We start from the raw sequence: 14,643 nt of genomic DNA on the forward strand, positions 1-14,643 counted from the left end.
GGGACTTTAGAGTCAGAGCGTATATAAAATATTGTGTATAGTATTTTCTAAAGATATATTTATATTAACATGGAACCATAAAAATGGCAATCTATTAATTCAAATGTTTTCAAAAATTTATAACTAATGATATATTGATTATATTAAAAAAATAAAGTATAATCAATATATCTAATCGATATATTGATGGAGGACACATGAGTAAAGATATCATACCTAATAGTTTAATAGGTGAAGGTGCTGAATTTAAAGGTAATTTTAAAGTTGCAGGATCTTTTCGTATTGATGGATATTTTGAAGGAAAATTAACAGTAAATGATCACTTATTTATTAGTCCAATTGGTAAATTAAAAACCGATACAGTATACACTAAAACAATTGCTATTGCTGGAATTTTTATGGGTAATGTGGATGCTTCTGAAGAAGTTCAATTATTATCATCAGGTAGAGTTTTGGGAAATATTAAAGCTCCAAAATTGATTATGGAACCAGGTGTTGTTGTACAAGGCAGTATTGATATTACAGGTTCTAAGTCACAACAACTTAATTCAATAGTAGAATCGACTTTTAAAAGTCAAAATGAACAAATCATTGTAAAAAAAATTGAAAAAAACGAAGATGAAGATAAAAACATAGTATCTGCTGAAAATTAAATAATAGAGACAAAAATGCTAAAAAATACTTTGCAATTAGATTATATGCGTAAATCTGGTAAATTAGTAGCGGATGTTTTTAATCATTTGAAAACCGTTATTAAACCAGGAGTTACGGGACTTGAAATTGATGCTATTGTAGAAGAAATGATATGTTCTCGTGGTGGGCGTCCAGCTTTCAAAAATTATACTCCTCATCCTGATATGAGTCCTTTTCCTTATTCTATCTGTTGGTCTATGAATGAGGAAGTTATTCATGGATTTCCATCAAATATTCAGGTTAAAAATGGGGATGTTATTTCTGTTGATATGGGTGTAGATTTGAATGGATATTATGGTGATTCTGCTTATACATTTTTAATAGGTGATGTTGATCCAGAAATTCGTAAGATGTCAGATTGTACAAAAAAAGCTCTTTGGGAAGCAATACAGATTTGTGAACCAGGTAATTATATTGGTGATATCGGTAAAGCAATAGAATTCACCATTAACAAACAATATGGTATTGTCAGAGATTTCTGTGGGCATGGTATAGGTACTAAACTACACGAAAAACCAAGTATTGTAAATTATTATGATCCAAAACGAAAAGGTCCTAAAATGGAAATAGGTATGGTCCTTGCTATAGAACCTATGGTTAATTTAGGTACAGAAAAGGTAAAAACAAAAGAAGATGGTTGGACTATTGTTACACAAGATAATAAAGTATCTTGTCATTGGGAACACACCGTTGCTATTACTAATAATGGTCCTGTGATTTTGACAGATAGAGGCGATTTTAATTTTTAATTAAAAATGAAGTAGATATCTACAAATAATAATATAAACAAAAAACACTCTTTCATAAGAGTGTTTTTTTTATAAAAATAATATAAATATTTGATAATAGAAAAAATAACAGGTAATACCAAATATGGTACGGAATGTGTTTGTTAAAAATATTATTGTATTTATTATCAAATATTTATAGAGAGCTAAAAAATATAATTTGAGTATTGTTAGTAAAATAATATATTTGTAGATCTTGTACAAGATAGAGTTCGTTAAAAAATATATGTAGTGTTTTTCAAACTATTAAAAATAAAATAAAATAAAATTTATGATTTCAAAGAATATTTCCGATAATTTAATTGAGCTTAATAATTATTACTAGAAAATTGGAGGAGATATGACTAAAGAAGTCGTTACAAATATTCAATCAATCAAAACTTCTATAATCCCTGCTTATAGAACTAAAAAATTAGTACATTTATTTCGTGCAATTTCTTTGTTTGCAATGCCTATCCGTTGTTCGGAATTAGGATTACGTCGTCGTAAATAATATAATATCAATGGCTAATCAATTAATAAAACAACCTCTTAAATTTTAAGAGGTTGTTTTTATTTTAATTAAATAATATCCAAGATATCTTGAGGAGTATTAAATCTCAAAATATTATCTTCCTGTTCAAATAAAGAGCTTGATCCCCAAACTGCTAAACCAAAATTAATACCACTATCTTTAGCACAAATCAAATCTGAATAAGAATCGCCTATATATATACAGTCGTGAGCTTGATGGGAAGACAAGTTAAGATATTCTAATAGTGGTGCTGGGTGTGGTTTGTGGTAAGGGGTGTCATCTGCTAATACAATATGAGTGAAAAAATCATGGATATTGAGATATTCTTTCTCTATATTATAAATATCTCTACTCTTAGAACTCACAATACCGCAAGTGATAGATTGTTTGTTCAGTTCTTCTAATAATTCAAAAACACCTTGAAACAATTCTATAGGTTTTTGGGATTCTTCATAAACAGCATTAATCCAAGCATTCAAATATTCACCCATCTCTTCTTCTGGAACACCAAAATCTTGTAAAATAGAAATGCTAGAACGCTTCATTTTGGGAGTAATATCATCTATTGTTAATTCTGTTTTATTAGCTTTGTTATGTAAAACATTTAACAATCCTAGGGCGTTTCTTTTTTCACTATTAAGTAGTGTTCCATCAAGATCAAAAATGATACTAGAGTATTTGTTTTTCATAATTATCCTCTGAAATGTTATTTTTTAATAGAATTTTTTTGATAGCTTCCCATTCACAAAACATAATACCACAAGAAATAAATGAAATTCCTAAAATTTTGTGAAGAGTGATAGTTTCCCCTAAGCTTAGTAGTGCAAAAACAAAAGCCCATGCAGGTTCTAGTGAAGTAATTAATCCTACTTTGAGAGTGTCTTTGGTCAAGTGTTGTCCTAGTAATTGTAGCCCATAACTAATAATAGAGGCAAATATTCCCAAATATAACAAGGATGCAATGTTAGTTAAATTCCAATTAGTGGGGAAAACTTCAAAATGAAAAGCAAATATCCAAGATAATAGAGCTACAAATACAGATTGTAAAAAATGAAGGGTGATAGGTGATTCACCTTTTTCTAAAAAATAATTAGAAAAAATAATATGAAAGGTAAATCCTAAAGAACACAACAAGGTTATTAAAATACTGGGAGACCAAGTGAATACAATACCTTTTTGAAAATTAAAAATAAAAACTCCAATAATTGTACAAATAATAGCAAAAATATTATATTTATTAATAGTTTTTCTAAAAAATAAAGCTCCAAAAATAGGAATTAGTACTACACTACTGTTTGTAATAAAAGCACTTATACTAGCGTCTAAATCTATAAGCCCAATTGTTTGGGTTATAAAAGAAAGTACCAACATACTTCCTAAAATAAATCCATAGAATATAGTATATTTAGTAAATTTTATTTGTTTTTTAAAGTGAAAAAATATCAATAAAATAAACGAAAATCTAAATGCAGTAGTATAAAATGGAGGAAATCCTGTTGTTATAAGAATTTTTTGAGGGATAAAAGAAAATCCCCATAGAAATGCAGCAGTATGTAATAATAAAGTACCCAAAATTTTTTTAGACATAGCCATGATAGCTATTCTTTTATGGTTACTAAAATTGTTTTGATGGAGTCTGCGTATTCATGGTCTTTTATAGCGTCTAATGTTTTTGATATAGAATAGGCATTCTCTTCTAATACAAGAAGAGTTTCAAAAAAAAACATTGTTAATGAAAAAAATTCTGCTGGATTATTAGGAGTTGAGGCATGATTTGGAAAAAATTTTTGATTTTGTTGATAATAATATTTACCTAAGGACACATAGATTTTGAGTTCTTTGTGGAGATTTTCTTGAATATTATTATCTAAGGCAATTATATCTTGTAAGGTATCCAAAGTAACAGTTAACAAATTTTTAGGAATATTTTCTCTAATATCTGTTTGAGTAGCCATAATATCTTGATCATTTTCAATAAAAGAATCCAAAGACAAATAGGACATAATTGCAATATTTGAAATCTCTTGTTGTTCATTCTGTCCGAAATTATCTAATTCTAATTGCTGTTCAATAAAAATTGAATTATACAACAAATAGGTAGCATAAATTTGATTGTTTGACATAGAATATCCTTATTATAAAATAATTATTGAATATAGTGTACTATATTTAAATATAAAAAACAAGGGTGTATGTAACTAAGTAATTAATCTTTAATAATTGATGTATTTTGGTATTTGTCCATTTATATTTATAAAGAAGGGACATTTTTAAAAAACTATTTTACAAATTATTCGTATTAAAATTATTTTTATAAAGTGTTTTAATATATTGAGTTAGATTATTATTAAATATTTAATCTTCAGTAAGATAGATATTGACTTTTTAATATTGGTATTATATAATAAATTATAGAGTATTTTGTGCTATATAATAATATTTGGAGGAAATTATGTTTTACATGTGGACTTTATTTGCAATAGTTTGTTTGACTTGTTTGGCTGGAGTGACAATTCATTGGACAAGAAATCATGTGTTGATACCCGAGGTAGTTGCCAAAAGTTTAGTTGGTGGTTTTACAGGGTTCTTTTTTATTATATTAGCGGTTGTTATAGCAAGTATTTTTAATATTTCTCCAGTATATGCTTCAGAAGCTACAGGTGCTCTTATATTATCTTCTGAAGCGTATGGCTTGGGATTTTTAGGAGCTGGTATCTCTGTTGGTTTAGCTTGTATTGGTACAGGTATTGCAACAGGGATGTCGGCCTCTGCAGCTATAGGAGCTGTTAGTGAAGATCCAAAAATGTTAGGTACTAGTTTACTCTTTGTTGGACTTTCAGAGGGTATAGCTATCTATGGATTGATTGTTGCCATTATGATTTTAGGAAGATTAGGATAAGTCCTAATCTTTTTTTTAATAGATTTATTTCTAAGGATTATATTATGAAAGTGTTAGCACTGGTTGGAGAGCAGGTATCTACTGCTTTTAGTTTAGCTGGAATGGAGACGATATCTCCATCTAATCATCAAGAATTATTAGAAGTTTTTGATAATGCTATCCATCAAAAAGACTTAGCTCTTTTGGTAATATCAGCTCGTTATGCAATAGCTTTAAAAAAAGAAATAGAAGTAGTTCGTCTATCAAAAAATACTGTTATTATCCTTGAGATTAGCTCATCTAAAGGTGATTTTAATGCTGGTGAAAAATTAATGCAGCATATAAAAAAAGCAATAGGTCAATAATAATAGTATTAATTAGGGGATCTCTATGGCGTTGAAAGATATGGTCACTTACATCCAAGAACAAGTTCGTGTAGAAATAGAAGATCAGTTTAATAGAGTAAAACTCGAAGGAACTAGATCTCTTATTGCATTAGGTGAAGAATTAGAATTAGATCAAGAAAACAAAATTTATGAAAGTACAAATCATTACTTAAAACTAGAGAGTATGCTCAAAGCAGAGCAAGATTTTGTTATAACTAACAAAAAACTTAATTTGGAACAAGAGTTTACAGATTTTTTACTTATAGAACTAAAAAAATCCTTGTTAGATTATGTACAAATGAATAGACAAGAATATCAACAAATACTACAATCATGGCTTAAAAAAGTTAATGAAGCACTGAACGGTATAAAAATAACTATTACTGTTAATGAGAATGATGTAGATTTTGTAAAACAATTATTATTATCTTTATCTATTTCAGGACATACGAAAAGCTCACAAAAAATAAAAGCTGGATTATATGTAGAAGGTGAAAGTGGAGTTGTTGTTGATTTAACTTTTGAAACATTATTTATAGAAAGAAAAGAACAATTATTGAATATTTCTATGCAGATATTGAAGGAGAGCTTGTGAAATTAATAGGAAAAATCACTCGTATCAATGGACCTCTTGTAACAATGGAAGTCCTTGATATTATCCAATTAATGGAAATGGTTTATGTTTCTCATCTCAAATTAATTGGTGAAATTTTAAGTATTGAAGAAAAATCTGCTGTTATTCAAGTATATGAAGCAACAGAAGGTCTAAAATTAGACGATGTTGTCTATGGATCAGGCTTACCTTTATCTGTAGAATTAGGACCTGGATTATTATCTCAAATATTTGATGGTATCCAACGACCTTTAAAATCAATTGCAAAAGAATCAAAAAGTATTTTCTTAAAAAGAGGGATCTATGTGTCACCTCTTGATAAAAGTAAAAAATGGGACTTTACTCCTAAAATATCTGTAAATGACAAACTAGATAAAGGGGCTATTATAGGAACAGTACCAGAAACAGAATTGGTATTACATAGTGTTATGATCCCACCAAATATGTCAGGAACAGTAAAATCTATTGTAAGTGCTGGTGAGTATACGGTAGATGAAGTTATTGGAACATTAGAGGATGAGCATGGGACTATTCACGAACTCAAATTAGCCCATCGGTGGCCTGTAAAATTAGCAAGACCTTATAAAACAAGATATTTGCCTACAGAACCATTAATTACAGGACAAAGAATTGTCGATATTTTCTTTCCTGTGGCAAAGGGTGGAGCTGTTGCAATTCCTGGTGGATTTGGCACAGGTAAAACAATTACTCAACATCAATTAGCTAAATGGTCTGATGCTAAAATTGTTGTTTATGTAGGGTGTGGAGAGCGTGGAAATGAAATTACGGAAGTATTAGAAGAATTCCCCCAATTAATAGACCCACATACTGGAAGACCACTTTTTGATAGAACAGTAATGATAGCAAATACTTCGAATATGCCTGTAACAGCTCGTGAGGCTTCAATTTATACAGGTATTACTATTGCTGAATATTATCGTGATATGGGTTATGATGTAGCTGTAATGGCCGATTCATCATCTCGTTGGGCTGAAGCATTGAGAGAATTGTCAGGACGCTTAGAAGAAATTCCTGCAGAAGAAGGTTTTCCAGCATATCTAGGCTCTAAATTAGCATCATTTTATGAAAGAGCGGGAAATGTTCAAGTGCAAAGTGGTATGAATGGATCAGTAACAATGATTGCTGCGGTATCACCTCCTGGAGGAGATTTCTCTGAACCTGTTACTCAAAACACAAAACGTTTTGTTCGTGCTTTTTGGCAATTAGACAAAGCTTTGGCATCAGCAAGACACTATCCTTCTATTAATTGGATTCATAGTTATAGTGAATATGTAGATTATGTATCTGCTTGGTGGATAAAGAATATAGATGTAGATGCAATAACGATAAGGCAAGAGGCGTATAATTTGTTATTACGGGAAGAAAAATTACAAAAAATTGTAAAATTAATAGGTCCTGATGCTTTGCCAGATAGTGAACGACTAGTACTTGAAGTAGCTCATATGCTCAAAGAAGGATTTCTCAAACAAAACGCCTACGATGATGTAGATATGTATACTGTTCCTAAAAAACAAATTGCTATTCTTAAATTAATTATATTGTTTTATAAAGAGACAGAATCTATTATTCAAATGGGTGCTCCTATTTTTGAAATTCGTGCATTACAATGTTTTCCTATGATTATCCGTGCACGCTTAGATATTAAAAATGATGAGCTTGATCAATTTGATAAACTCTCTCTATTAATAACAGATGAACTTAATAGTTTGCGTTTAAAATATGATAGAGCTATTAAGGGAGCAAACTGATGGATTTAAAAATTAAAAAATCTTATAAAGGCTTGAAATCACTTAATGGTCCTTTGATGGTACTAAAATCTATTCCTGATATTTCTTTTGGTGAATTAGCTGAAGTTACTTTAAAAGATGGGTCTACAAAACTAGCTGTCGTTATTGAAGTAAATAAAGAATCTATTATATTGCAATTATATGGACATACAGCAGGTATTGAACCAGATACGACACAAATCAAATTTTTACAACAAACTTTTCAAATGGGCGTTTCTGAAAAAATGTTGGGTAGAGTATTTGATGGTTTAGGAGCTCCTATTGATGGAATTCGTATGCCTGATGCAGAAGAATACAGAGATATTAATGGTGAACCTTTAAATCCTGTCGAAAGAGAATATCCACATGATTTTATTCAAACAGGTATTTCAGCAATTGATGTCATGAACACTCTAGTTCGGGGACAAAAATTACCTATTTTTTCTAGTGCAGGTCTTCCTCACAATCAGCTAGCAGCACAATTAACAGCTCAAGCAAAATCAAAAAGTGGAAATCCTTTTGTCGTAGTATTTGCAGCTATGGGTATCAGACACGATGATGCAACTTATTTTATTGATTCGTTCAAAGAAACAGGAGCTCTTAATACAACAGCATTATTTTTGAATTATGCAGATGATCCCGCTATAGAAAGATTAGTTACTCCAAGAGTAGCATTAACTTTGGCAGAATTTTTAGCTTATGATAAAGGAATGGATGTGTTAGTGATTCTTACTGATATGACAGCCTATGCTGAGGCATTAAGAGAAATAGCAGCAGCTCGTGGCGAAGTTCCTTCTCGTAAAGGATTTCCAGGTTATATGTATTCTGATTTTTCTACGATTTATGAAAGAGCTGGTAGGGTAAAAGGGAAAGACGGATCTGTTACCCAAGTACCTATTTTAACAATGCCTGGTGATGACATCACACACCCAATTCCTGATTTAACAGGTTATATTACAGAAGGGCAAATTGTATTAGATAGAAACTTAAATGGTCAAAATATTCTACCTCCTATTAATTTGATGCCATCTTTATCTCGATTAATGAAAGATGCTATCGGTGAAGGATTGACTAGAGATGATCATCCAAAATTATTTATGCAATTATATGCCTCCTATTCAAAATCTTTAGAAGTTCGTGCTATTGCAGCTATTGTATCAGAGGATGAAATGTCTCATTTAGATCGTTTATATTTGAAATTTGGGAGAGAATTTGAAAATGTATTTATTAATCAAAGTTTTCATGTAAATAGATCTATTGAAGAAAGTTTGAATCTTGCATGGGAAATTTTATCTATTTTTCCTAAAAGTGAATTGACAAATATAAGTACTAAAGATCTAATTCGTTACTACAAAGGTAGTAATGATGATTAATAATGTTGAATAATGATAAATTATAAAGGTATAATATGGCACAGAAAAATATAACTCCTACAAAAAGTAATTATATAACACTTACAGAAGATTTGATTTTAGCCAAAGAAGGACACGGACTTTTAGAGCAAAAGCGTGAAGTGTTGGTTATCAATCTAACACACCTTGTTTCTCAAATTAGAGAAGCTCGTACAAAACTTGATGAGAAATTATTTACAATTTTTTCACAATTATCATTAGTGCGTCTTGAAAGTGGGAGTATTATATTAGATTTGATTGTAACTAGTATAGTTCAAGATTATGAAGTAGATGTTTTGTCTTATTCTGTAATGGGCGTTGTTGCACCAAAATTGTTTTTTACAGAAAAACTATCTAAAAATAAATCTGTTGTACCTATGGGTATTTCAGGAACCAGTCCAAATTTTGATAAATTACTGCAGTTGACGAATGAAATCAAACCTTTAATGGCAGAAGTTGCTTATTTAGAAAGTACGGCATGGAAACTAATTACAGAAATCAAAAAAACACAAAGACGAATTAACGCATTAGAAAATTTTGTTATACCTGATACTCAAGATACAATAAAATTTATTAAAGAAATATTAGAAGAAAAAGATAGAGAAACATTATTTCAAATAAAAAGAATTAAAGATAAGCAACGTAAAAATCAAGCTCTTACAAAGGAGAATTTTCATGATATGTAAAATATTTGTTCCTATTACAGGATCTGATGAAAGTAAATTTTCTATTGATAAAGCAGTAGAAATAGCAGCTTCTCTTAATGCAAAAATTGTTGCTATAAATGTACTAGATCAAGACTCTTTAGCAAAATTACAACGTTATAAAATTTTTATAGAAGAAGAATCAGATGTTTTTGGTGAAAGTCTTAGACGAGATGCTGAAAAATATCTTAAATATGCACAAAATATAGCAGATTCTTTTCATGTAGCTATAGAAACAGTTCTATTAGAGGGAGAACCTTATACTGAGATTTATAAGTTCATAAAAAATGATCCATCTAGTCAAAAGTTTGTTATGATTACTTCTACTAAAAATAGTGATAGTTTTATAGAATCATTTGGAGTCTTAGAAAAGAAATTATTACGCTCAGGTTTATCTATTATGATTGCAGGAGATAAGTAAATGTCTATTATTGATCAAATTTGTGATATTGAAGAAACTCTTATCAAGATGCGTAAAGATAGTGAACAAAAAATTCTAGAAATAAATAACGATTTTTCTGTAAAAAAAGCTAAAATGAGAGAACATTTTGTCCAAGAATTAGCTCAAAAAAATACAGAACTTCAACAAGATATGTATGTGCGTGTAGAAGAATATAAAACAAATCTACTGAAATCCAGTGGAAATACTAGAGAAATATTAACTTCTGAATTTGAAAATAAAAAAGAAAACATTTTACAAATTGTTTGTAAAATGTTTTGGAAAGAGTAGAGATATGATATCAGTACAATATATACCGCTATCTGTCCGTGTTAGATCTTGGAATAAATCTTTATTTTCTCAAAAAGAATTAGAAGAATGTATCCAAGAAGATGCAACGACTTTTATGATTAAAGTTGCTAATAAAGAAAAACATCAAATACTAGATACAACATCTTCTCAAAAATTTATTTTATCTACTCAAAATTCAATTTTAGAATATTTAAAGGTTGCTATGTCAACTTCTTCTGGATCTAGTAAGCGTTTTATTAAAGAAATGTTCTATGAATTTGAAATCTATAATCTTAAAAATGTTGTTCGTATGATTATTTCTCAAAAATTTCAAAATCATTTTTATCCTTATCAATTTACGGATACTATTACTCTGAAAAAACTTTCTGAAATCAGAAGTATTAGTGAACTTATTCAATTATTAGATTATACGCCTTACAATATGTTCAGGCCTATTTTGGAACAAGTAGAACAAGAAAAAAATGCTTTATATTGGGAATTAGCCTTAGATAATTACTATATTAATCAAGTTTATCATGTTTCACAAAGTTTGGATATAGATAGTAAAAAGGCTATTAAAAAATTATTTTTAATTCCATTATTACACGAGCGTTTGGTATCTTTGTATAGATATAAATTTCATTATAATGTAGCATCAACAGAAGCGTTAAAATATGTACCAAATTTGACGGCATTGATACCTACTGATAAATGGAATGACTTAGCTTTTACAACATCACATATAGATTTTTATAAAATATTAGCTGAAATAGGTTATATAAATGAAGATTTACCTAATAATGCAATTACACTAAAAATGACATTTCAAAAAGAATTAGAGAGAAGTTGTGTTCGTTTTTTACATAAAGATCTCACTAGTATTGCCTCTTTTTTAGCTTTCATACAATTAAAAAAAATACAATATAAAAAAATAATAACGATATTAGAAGCAAAATCTTTACAAGTAAATAAAATAGATATTATGCAATTTTTATAAAATTAGAAATAAGGATATTAATTAAAGAGGGTTAACTTTATGTTTGTAACACAAAAAATGATTTTATTAGATATCTTACTTCTTCAAAAAGATGTGGAGGATGTTTCTAAATTAATTATAGAATCAAATTTTTTTGAACTTTCTGCGTATTCATCATTAGCATCAGATACTGAAAACAAATGGTCTCACGAAAATACAACAGGTAAGAAAAAATTAATTTCTGATCTTCAAAAAAGTAATCAAGAGTTAGAATTGTTTTTTCATCCCTATAGAACTGTATCTCTATTAATAACAAAGGAAACCCCTGCTTATACTATTCCTTTTATGAGTGATACTATTCGTCAATATAAAACTAAAAAAGATCAATTAGAAGAAAGATATTATCTTATTAAAAAAAACAAAGAAAAAGTTGCTATCAAAATAGCAGGACTTCGTATGTATATGGATACTCAGCGTAACAATAAAAAAGTGATTGTTAATGAATCTGCTACTATGTATTCTATTTTAGGACTGATTAATATTTCTAATTTATCTATCTTGAAACAAGAATTTAGTCGTTTTAATGGGGAATTATTAACAGAAGGACATGTTAATGATTCTGAAATTGTATTCATTACTATTCCTGAAAATCAAAAAGAAGAATTAACTACTTTATTAGAACAATTATATTTTATAAATTATGGTCTTCCTGAAGAATTTTTCGGTGAAGGTATCGCAAATATGATGAAACTAGGATTAGAGTATACTATAATTTGTGATCAAGAAGAGATGTTAGAGTTTGAAATCAAAAAAATAACGCCTGTTATTATTGATATTTTAGATAATATTGCAGATTCTTTAAAATTATATGCTAAGATATTAGAAGTGAGTCATTCAATGAAACAAGCAGGACATTTTGTACTTTTATCAGGATGGATTGCAGCAAGTAAATATAGAGAATTACAAAAAAAATTAAAAACATTATGTGGTGATATTTTTGAAATAACAGTAACAGATACAGAAACATTTAGAATAGAAGTAGATATTCCTACTAAATTACAAAATCCAAAAATATTTAAACCTTTTGAACAATTAGTAACTACCTTCGGAATTCCCAATTATAAGGAAATTGATCCTACAATTCTTTTTGCTGGATTATATGTATTTATGTATGGAGCAATGTTTGGTGATGTAGGACAAGGTGCTTTATTATTATTATGTGGTATTTTTGGAAAATTATTTAAAAAACAATCTAATTTTAATATAATTTTTGGGCTAATGATATGGGTAGGGATGTCGTCTACTATTTTTGGTGTTCTTTATGGGTCTTATTTTGGATATGAATCTACATTGTATACTTGGGTACCAGAACCTTTGTGGTTAAGTCCTATGCATAATATCAATACGATATTAATGTATGCAATTTTTTTTGGAATAGGTGTTATTTCTTTTAGTTATGTGTTAGGTATTATTAATGCTATCCGTATGAGAGAATGGGATGTATTGATTTTTTCTCATAAAGGTTTAATTGCATTTATTATTTATATTATTGTATTAAGTATGGGTTATATGATGATTAAAGGTGTAACTATTCCTATTTCTTTGTTTTATATTTTTGGAATTTTAAGCTTATTCTTAGGATTAGAAAGAATTTGGGAAGCTTTATTTTATGGACATGGCTCTATTAAAGACTGGTGGATGGGATTTTTTGATATGTTTGAATTTTTCTTATCTATGCTCACTAATACTCTTTCCTTTGTAAGAATAGGAGCGTTTGCATTGACACATACAGCTTTAATGATGGCAATATTCACACTGAGAGACCTGGCTGGAGGCGATACTTTAATGGCTTATATAATAGTAATTATAGGCAATATTTTTGTTATTGGTATGGAAGGATTCATTGTAGGTATCCAAACTTTACGATTAGAATATTATGAATTTTTTATGCGTTTCTTTAGAGGAACTGGTCGTCTATTTAAACCTATTGTGTATAAATCTTAGGAGTATTCATTGGAAAAATCATCTTTAGAAAAATTAGGCTGGAATTCTTTTTTTGAACAATATTTAGGTGTAAATGATTTTATTCCTGCTCGTATTGTTCGAAAACATAACTCAGGATACGATCTTGCTTGTCAAGAAGGCGTCTATTATGCTCGTATTAGAGGTAAACTAAGAAAAGATCTTCCTAAAGAACAATGGCCTGCTGTTGGTGATTGGGTAATGTGTACTTTAGAAAAAGAATATGCAATGATAGAAAGTATTTTACCTAGAAAAAGTAAAATATCAAGAAAGGTTTCAGGTAAAACATCTCAAGAACAAATCATAGCAGCTAATGCTGATACTATTTTTCTTGTTGTTTCTTTATTTGAAGATTTTAATCCTCGTAAAATTGAAAGATATTTGGCTTTAATCGCTGAAAGTCATGCAAAACCTGTAGTGATTCTCAATAAAGTAGATCTTATTGAAGATGCTAAACCGTATTTAGAAGAAGCTGAAAAATTAGTGAATAATACGCCTATTCTTGTAACAAATGCTCTAAAACCAGAAACTTTATCTATCTTAGAACAGTATACTAATAAGGGTCAAACTAGTGTTTTTTTGGGTTCTTCAGGAGCAGGTAAATCAACAATAGTCAATGTATTATTAGGTATTGGGCATCAAAAACAAACTGTTAATGATATAGGTAAACACAATAAAGGCAAACATACTACAACATCTCGAGATATGCTTTTTTTAGATAATGGTGGTATTTTAATTGATAATCCCGGTATTAGAGAATTAAGAGTATGGCTTGATGGGGATGAAGCACTAAACGAAAGTTTTGCAGACATAGAAGATCTAGCAAAACAATGTCGATTTAGAGATTGTCTGCATGATATGGAGCCAGATTGTAAAGTGTGCGAAGCTATAAAAAATGGCATTTTAGATCAAGAAAGAGTTGACAATTGGCGTAAACTAAGAGAAGAGTCTCTTGAATTATTAATGAAAAGACAAGAATTCGGGCGTCATGTAGATAAAAGTCAATCCAATAGATTGGCTAAATGGACAAAAAGTGCTCGTAAAAAAAGCTGTCGTCGTGGACTTCGTTAATATTATGAAAATATAAATTTGAAATAAATACAAAAACCACCTTCTATAAGGTGGTTTTTTTCTGTAATCTATTGGATGAAATTTGTTATT

The 14,643-nt window shown here is 29.2% G+C and carries 17 protein-coding genes; 14 read left to right on the forward strand and 3 right to left on the reverse strand.

What is annotated here, in order from left to right:
- Positions 1-197: 197 nt before the first annotated feature.
- The 3 genes from KFW21_00850 (at position 198) to KFW21_00860 (ending at position 1,974) form a co-directional block, all read left to right on the forward strand.
- Positions 198-653 carry a polymer-forming cytoskeletal protein gene (locus KFW21_00850; protein ID MDK2817980.1) on the forward strand — a complete coding sequence of 152 codons (456 nt, stop codon included), beginning with the start codon at positions 198-200 and terminating at the stop codon, positions 651-653.
- Positions 654-668: 15 nt separating this feature from the next.
- Positions 669-1,442, forward strand: a complete 774-nt coding sequence (gene map, locus KFW21_00855) for a type I methionyl aminopeptidase (GenBank protein ID MDK2817981.1) — start codon at positions 669-671, stop codon at positions 1,440-1,442.
- A 379-nt stretch (positions 1,443-1,821) separates the two neighbouring features.
- Positions 1,822-1,974, forward strand: coding sequence for a hypothetical protein (locus KFW21_00860; GenBank protein ID MDK2817982.1), 153 nt, complete (start codon positions 1,822-1,824; stop codon positions 1,972-1,974).
- Positions 1,975-2,042: 68 nt separating this feature from the next.
- Here the strand turns inward: KFW21_00860 and KFW21_00865 are convergent, their stop codons facing one another.
- The 3 genes from KFW21_00865 to KFW21_00875 are packed head-to-tail and all read right to left on the reverse strand — an operon-like array spanning position 2,043 to position 4,118.
- The gene (locus KFW21_00865; GenBank protein MDK2817983.1) at positions 2,043-2,684 is read right to left on the reverse strand and encodes an HAD family hydrolase; all 642 of its coding nucleotides are present in this window, start codon (positions 2,682-2,684) and stop codon (positions 2,043-2,045) included.
- Complete coding sequence (locus KFW21_00870) at positions 2,665-3,582, reverse strand: DMT family transporter (protein ID MDK2817984.1); 918 nt, start codon at positions 3,580-3,582, stop codon at positions 2,665-2,667. The genes KFW21_00865 and KFW21_00870 overlap by 20 nt, the downstream gene beginning before the upstream one ends.
- An 11-nt stretch (positions 3,583-3,593) precedes the next feature.
- Positions 3,594-4,118: a hypothetical protein gene (locus tag KFW21_00875; GenBank protein MDK2817985.1), complete on the reverse strand. Its 525-nt coding sequence runs from the start codon at positions 4,116-4,118 to the stop codon at positions 3,594-3,596.
- A gap of 338 nt (positions 4,119-4,456) precedes the next feature.
- Here KFW21_00875 and KFW21_00880 point away from each other — a divergent pair, with 338 nt between their 5' ends.
- The 11 genes from KFW21_00880 to rsgA are packed head-to-tail and all read left to right on the forward strand — an operon-like array spanning position 4,457 to position 14,553.
- Entirely contained in the window at positions 4,457-4,894 is a 438-nt protein-coding gene (locus KFW21_00880; GenBank protein MDK2817986.1) for an ATPase, read from the forward strand.
- Positions 4,895-4,938: 44 nt separating this feature from the next.
- Entirely contained in the window at positions 4,939-5,238 is a 300-nt protein-coding gene (locus KFW21_00885) for a V-type ATP synthase subunit F (GenBank protein ID MDK2817987.1), read from the forward strand.
- 25 nt (positions 5,239-5,263) lie between these two features.
- Positions 5,264-5,854: a hypothetical protein gene (locus KFW21_00890; GenBank protein ID MDK2817988.1), complete on the forward strand. Its 591-nt coding sequence runs from the start codon at positions 5,264-5,266 to the stop codon at positions 5,852-5,854.
- Positions 5,851-7,641 (forward strand): V-type ATP synthase subunit A, encoded by a 1,791-nt coding sequence (locus KFW21_00895; GenBank protein MDK2817989.1) that lies wholly within the window; start codon positions 5,851-5,853, stop codon positions 7,639-7,641. The genes KFW21_00890 and KFW21_00895 overlap by 4 nt, the downstream gene beginning before the upstream one ends.
- On the forward strand, positions 7,641-9,032 hold the full coding sequence (locus KFW21_00900) for a V-type ATP synthase subunit B (GenBank protein MDK2817990.1): 1,392 nt from the start codon (positions 7,641-7,643) through the stop codon (positions 9,030-9,032). Before KFW21_00895 ends, KFW21_00900 begins: the two co-directional genes overlap by 1 nt.
- Positions 9,033-9,067: 35 nt before the next feature.
- Positions 9,068-9,736, forward strand: coding sequence for a V-type ATP synthase subunit D (locus KFW21_00905; GenBank protein MDK2817991.1), 669 nt, complete (start codon positions 9,068-9,070; stop codon positions 9,734-9,736).
- Positions 9,726-10,175 (forward strand): universal stress protein, encoded by a 450-nt coding sequence (locus tag KFW21_00910; GenBank protein ID MDK2817992.1) that lies wholly within the window; start codon positions 9,726-9,728, stop codon positions 10,173-10,175. Before KFW21_00905 ends, KFW21_00910 begins: the two co-directional genes overlap by 11 nt.
- Positions 10,176-10,484, forward strand: a complete 309-nt coding sequence (locus KFW21_00915) for a hypothetical protein (GenBank protein MDK2817993.1) — start codon at positions 10,176-10,178, stop codon at positions 10,482-10,484. It begins immediately after the preceding gene.
- Positions 10,485-10,488: 4 nt separating this feature from the next.
- Positions 10,489-11,481, forward strand: coding sequence for a V-type ATPase subunit (locus KFW21_00920; protein ID MDK2817994.1), 993 nt, complete (start codon positions 10,489-10,491; stop codon positions 11,479-11,481).
- 39 nt (positions 11,482-11,520) lie between these two features.
- Positions 11,521-13,464, forward strand: a complete 1,944-nt coding sequence (locus tag KFW21_00925) for a hypothetical protein (GenBank protein ID MDK2817995.1) — start codon at positions 11,521-11,523, stop codon at positions 13,462-13,464.
- Between the two features lie 9 nt (positions 13,465-13,473).
- Positions 13,474-14,553, forward strand: coding sequence for a ribosome small subunit-dependent GTPase A (gene rsgA, locus KFW21_00930; protein ID MDK2817996.1), 1,080 nt, complete (start codon positions 13,474-13,476; stop codon positions 14,551-14,553).
- Positions 14,554-14,643: the final 90 nt, after the last annotated feature.

The sequence above is a fragment of the Spirochaetota bacterium genome (assembly GCA_030154445.1).
In the GTDB taxonomy this organism is placed as follows: Bacteria; Spirochaetota; Brevinematia; order Brevinematales; family Brevinemataceae; genus Brevinema_A.

What these genes read in the sequence shown, in the direction of transcription:
- KFW21_00850 (MDK2817980.1), top strand. Translation starts at nt 198, where the DNA reads ATGAGTAAAGATATCATACCTAATAGTTTAATAGGTGAAGGTGCTGAA.
- map (MDK2817981.1), top strand. Translation starts at nt 669, where the DNA reads ATGCTAAAAAATACTTTGCAATTAGATTATATGCGTAAATCTGGTAAA.
- KFW21_00860 (MDK2817982.1), top strand. Translation starts at nt 1,822, where the DNA reads ATGACTAAAGAAGTCGTTACAAATATTCAATCAATCAAAACTTCTATA.
- KFW21_00865 (MDK2817983.1), bottom strand. Translation starts at nt 2,684, where the DNA reads ATGAAAAACAAATACTCTAGTATCATTTTTGATCTTGATGGAACACTA.
- KFW21_00870 (MDK2817984.1), bottom strand. Translation starts at nt 3,582, where the DNA reads ATGTCTAAAAAAATTTTGGGTACTTTATTATTACATACTGCTGCATTT.
- KFW21_00875 (MDK2817985.1), bottom strand. Translation starts at nt 4,118, where the DNA reads ATGTCAAACAATCAAATTTATGCTACCTATTTGTTGTATAATTCAATT.
- KFW21_00880 (MDK2817986.1), top strand. Translation starts at nt 4,457, where the DNA reads ATGTGGACTTTATTTGCAATAGTTTGTTTGACTTGTTTGGCTGGAGTG.
- KFW21_00885 (MDK2817987.1), top strand. Translation starts at nt 4,939, where the DNA reads ATGAAAGTGTTAGCACTGGTTGGAGAGCAGGTATCTACTGCTTTTAGT.
- KFW21_00890 (MDK2817988.1), top strand. Translation starts at nt 5,264, where the DNA reads ATGGCGTTGAAAGATATGGTCACTTACATCCAAGAACAAGTTCGTGTA.
- KFW21_00900 (MDK2817990.1), top strand. Translation starts at nt 7,641, where the DNA reads ATGGATTTAAAAATTAAAAAATCTTATAAAGGCTTGAAATCACTTAAT.
- KFW21_00905 (MDK2817991.1), top strand. Translation starts at nt 9,068, where the DNA reads ATGGCACAGAAAAATATAACTCCTACAAAAAGTAATTATATAACACTT.
- KFW21_00910 (MDK2817992.1), top strand. Translation starts at nt 9,726, where the DNA reads ATGATATGTAAAATATTTGTTCCTATTACAGGATCTGATGAAAGTAAA.
- KFW21_00915 (MDK2817993.1), top strand. Translation starts at nt 10,176, where the DNA reads ATGTCTATTATTGATCAAATTTGTGATATTGAAGAAACTCTTATCAAG.
- KFW21_00920 (MDK2817994.1), top strand. Translation starts at nt 10,489, where the DNA reads ATGATATCAGTACAATATATACCGCTATCTGTCCGTGTTAGATCTTGG.
- KFW21_00925 (MDK2817995.1), top strand. Translation starts at nt 11,521, where the DNA reads ATGTTTGTAACACAAAAAATGATTTTATTAGATATCTTACTTCTTCAA.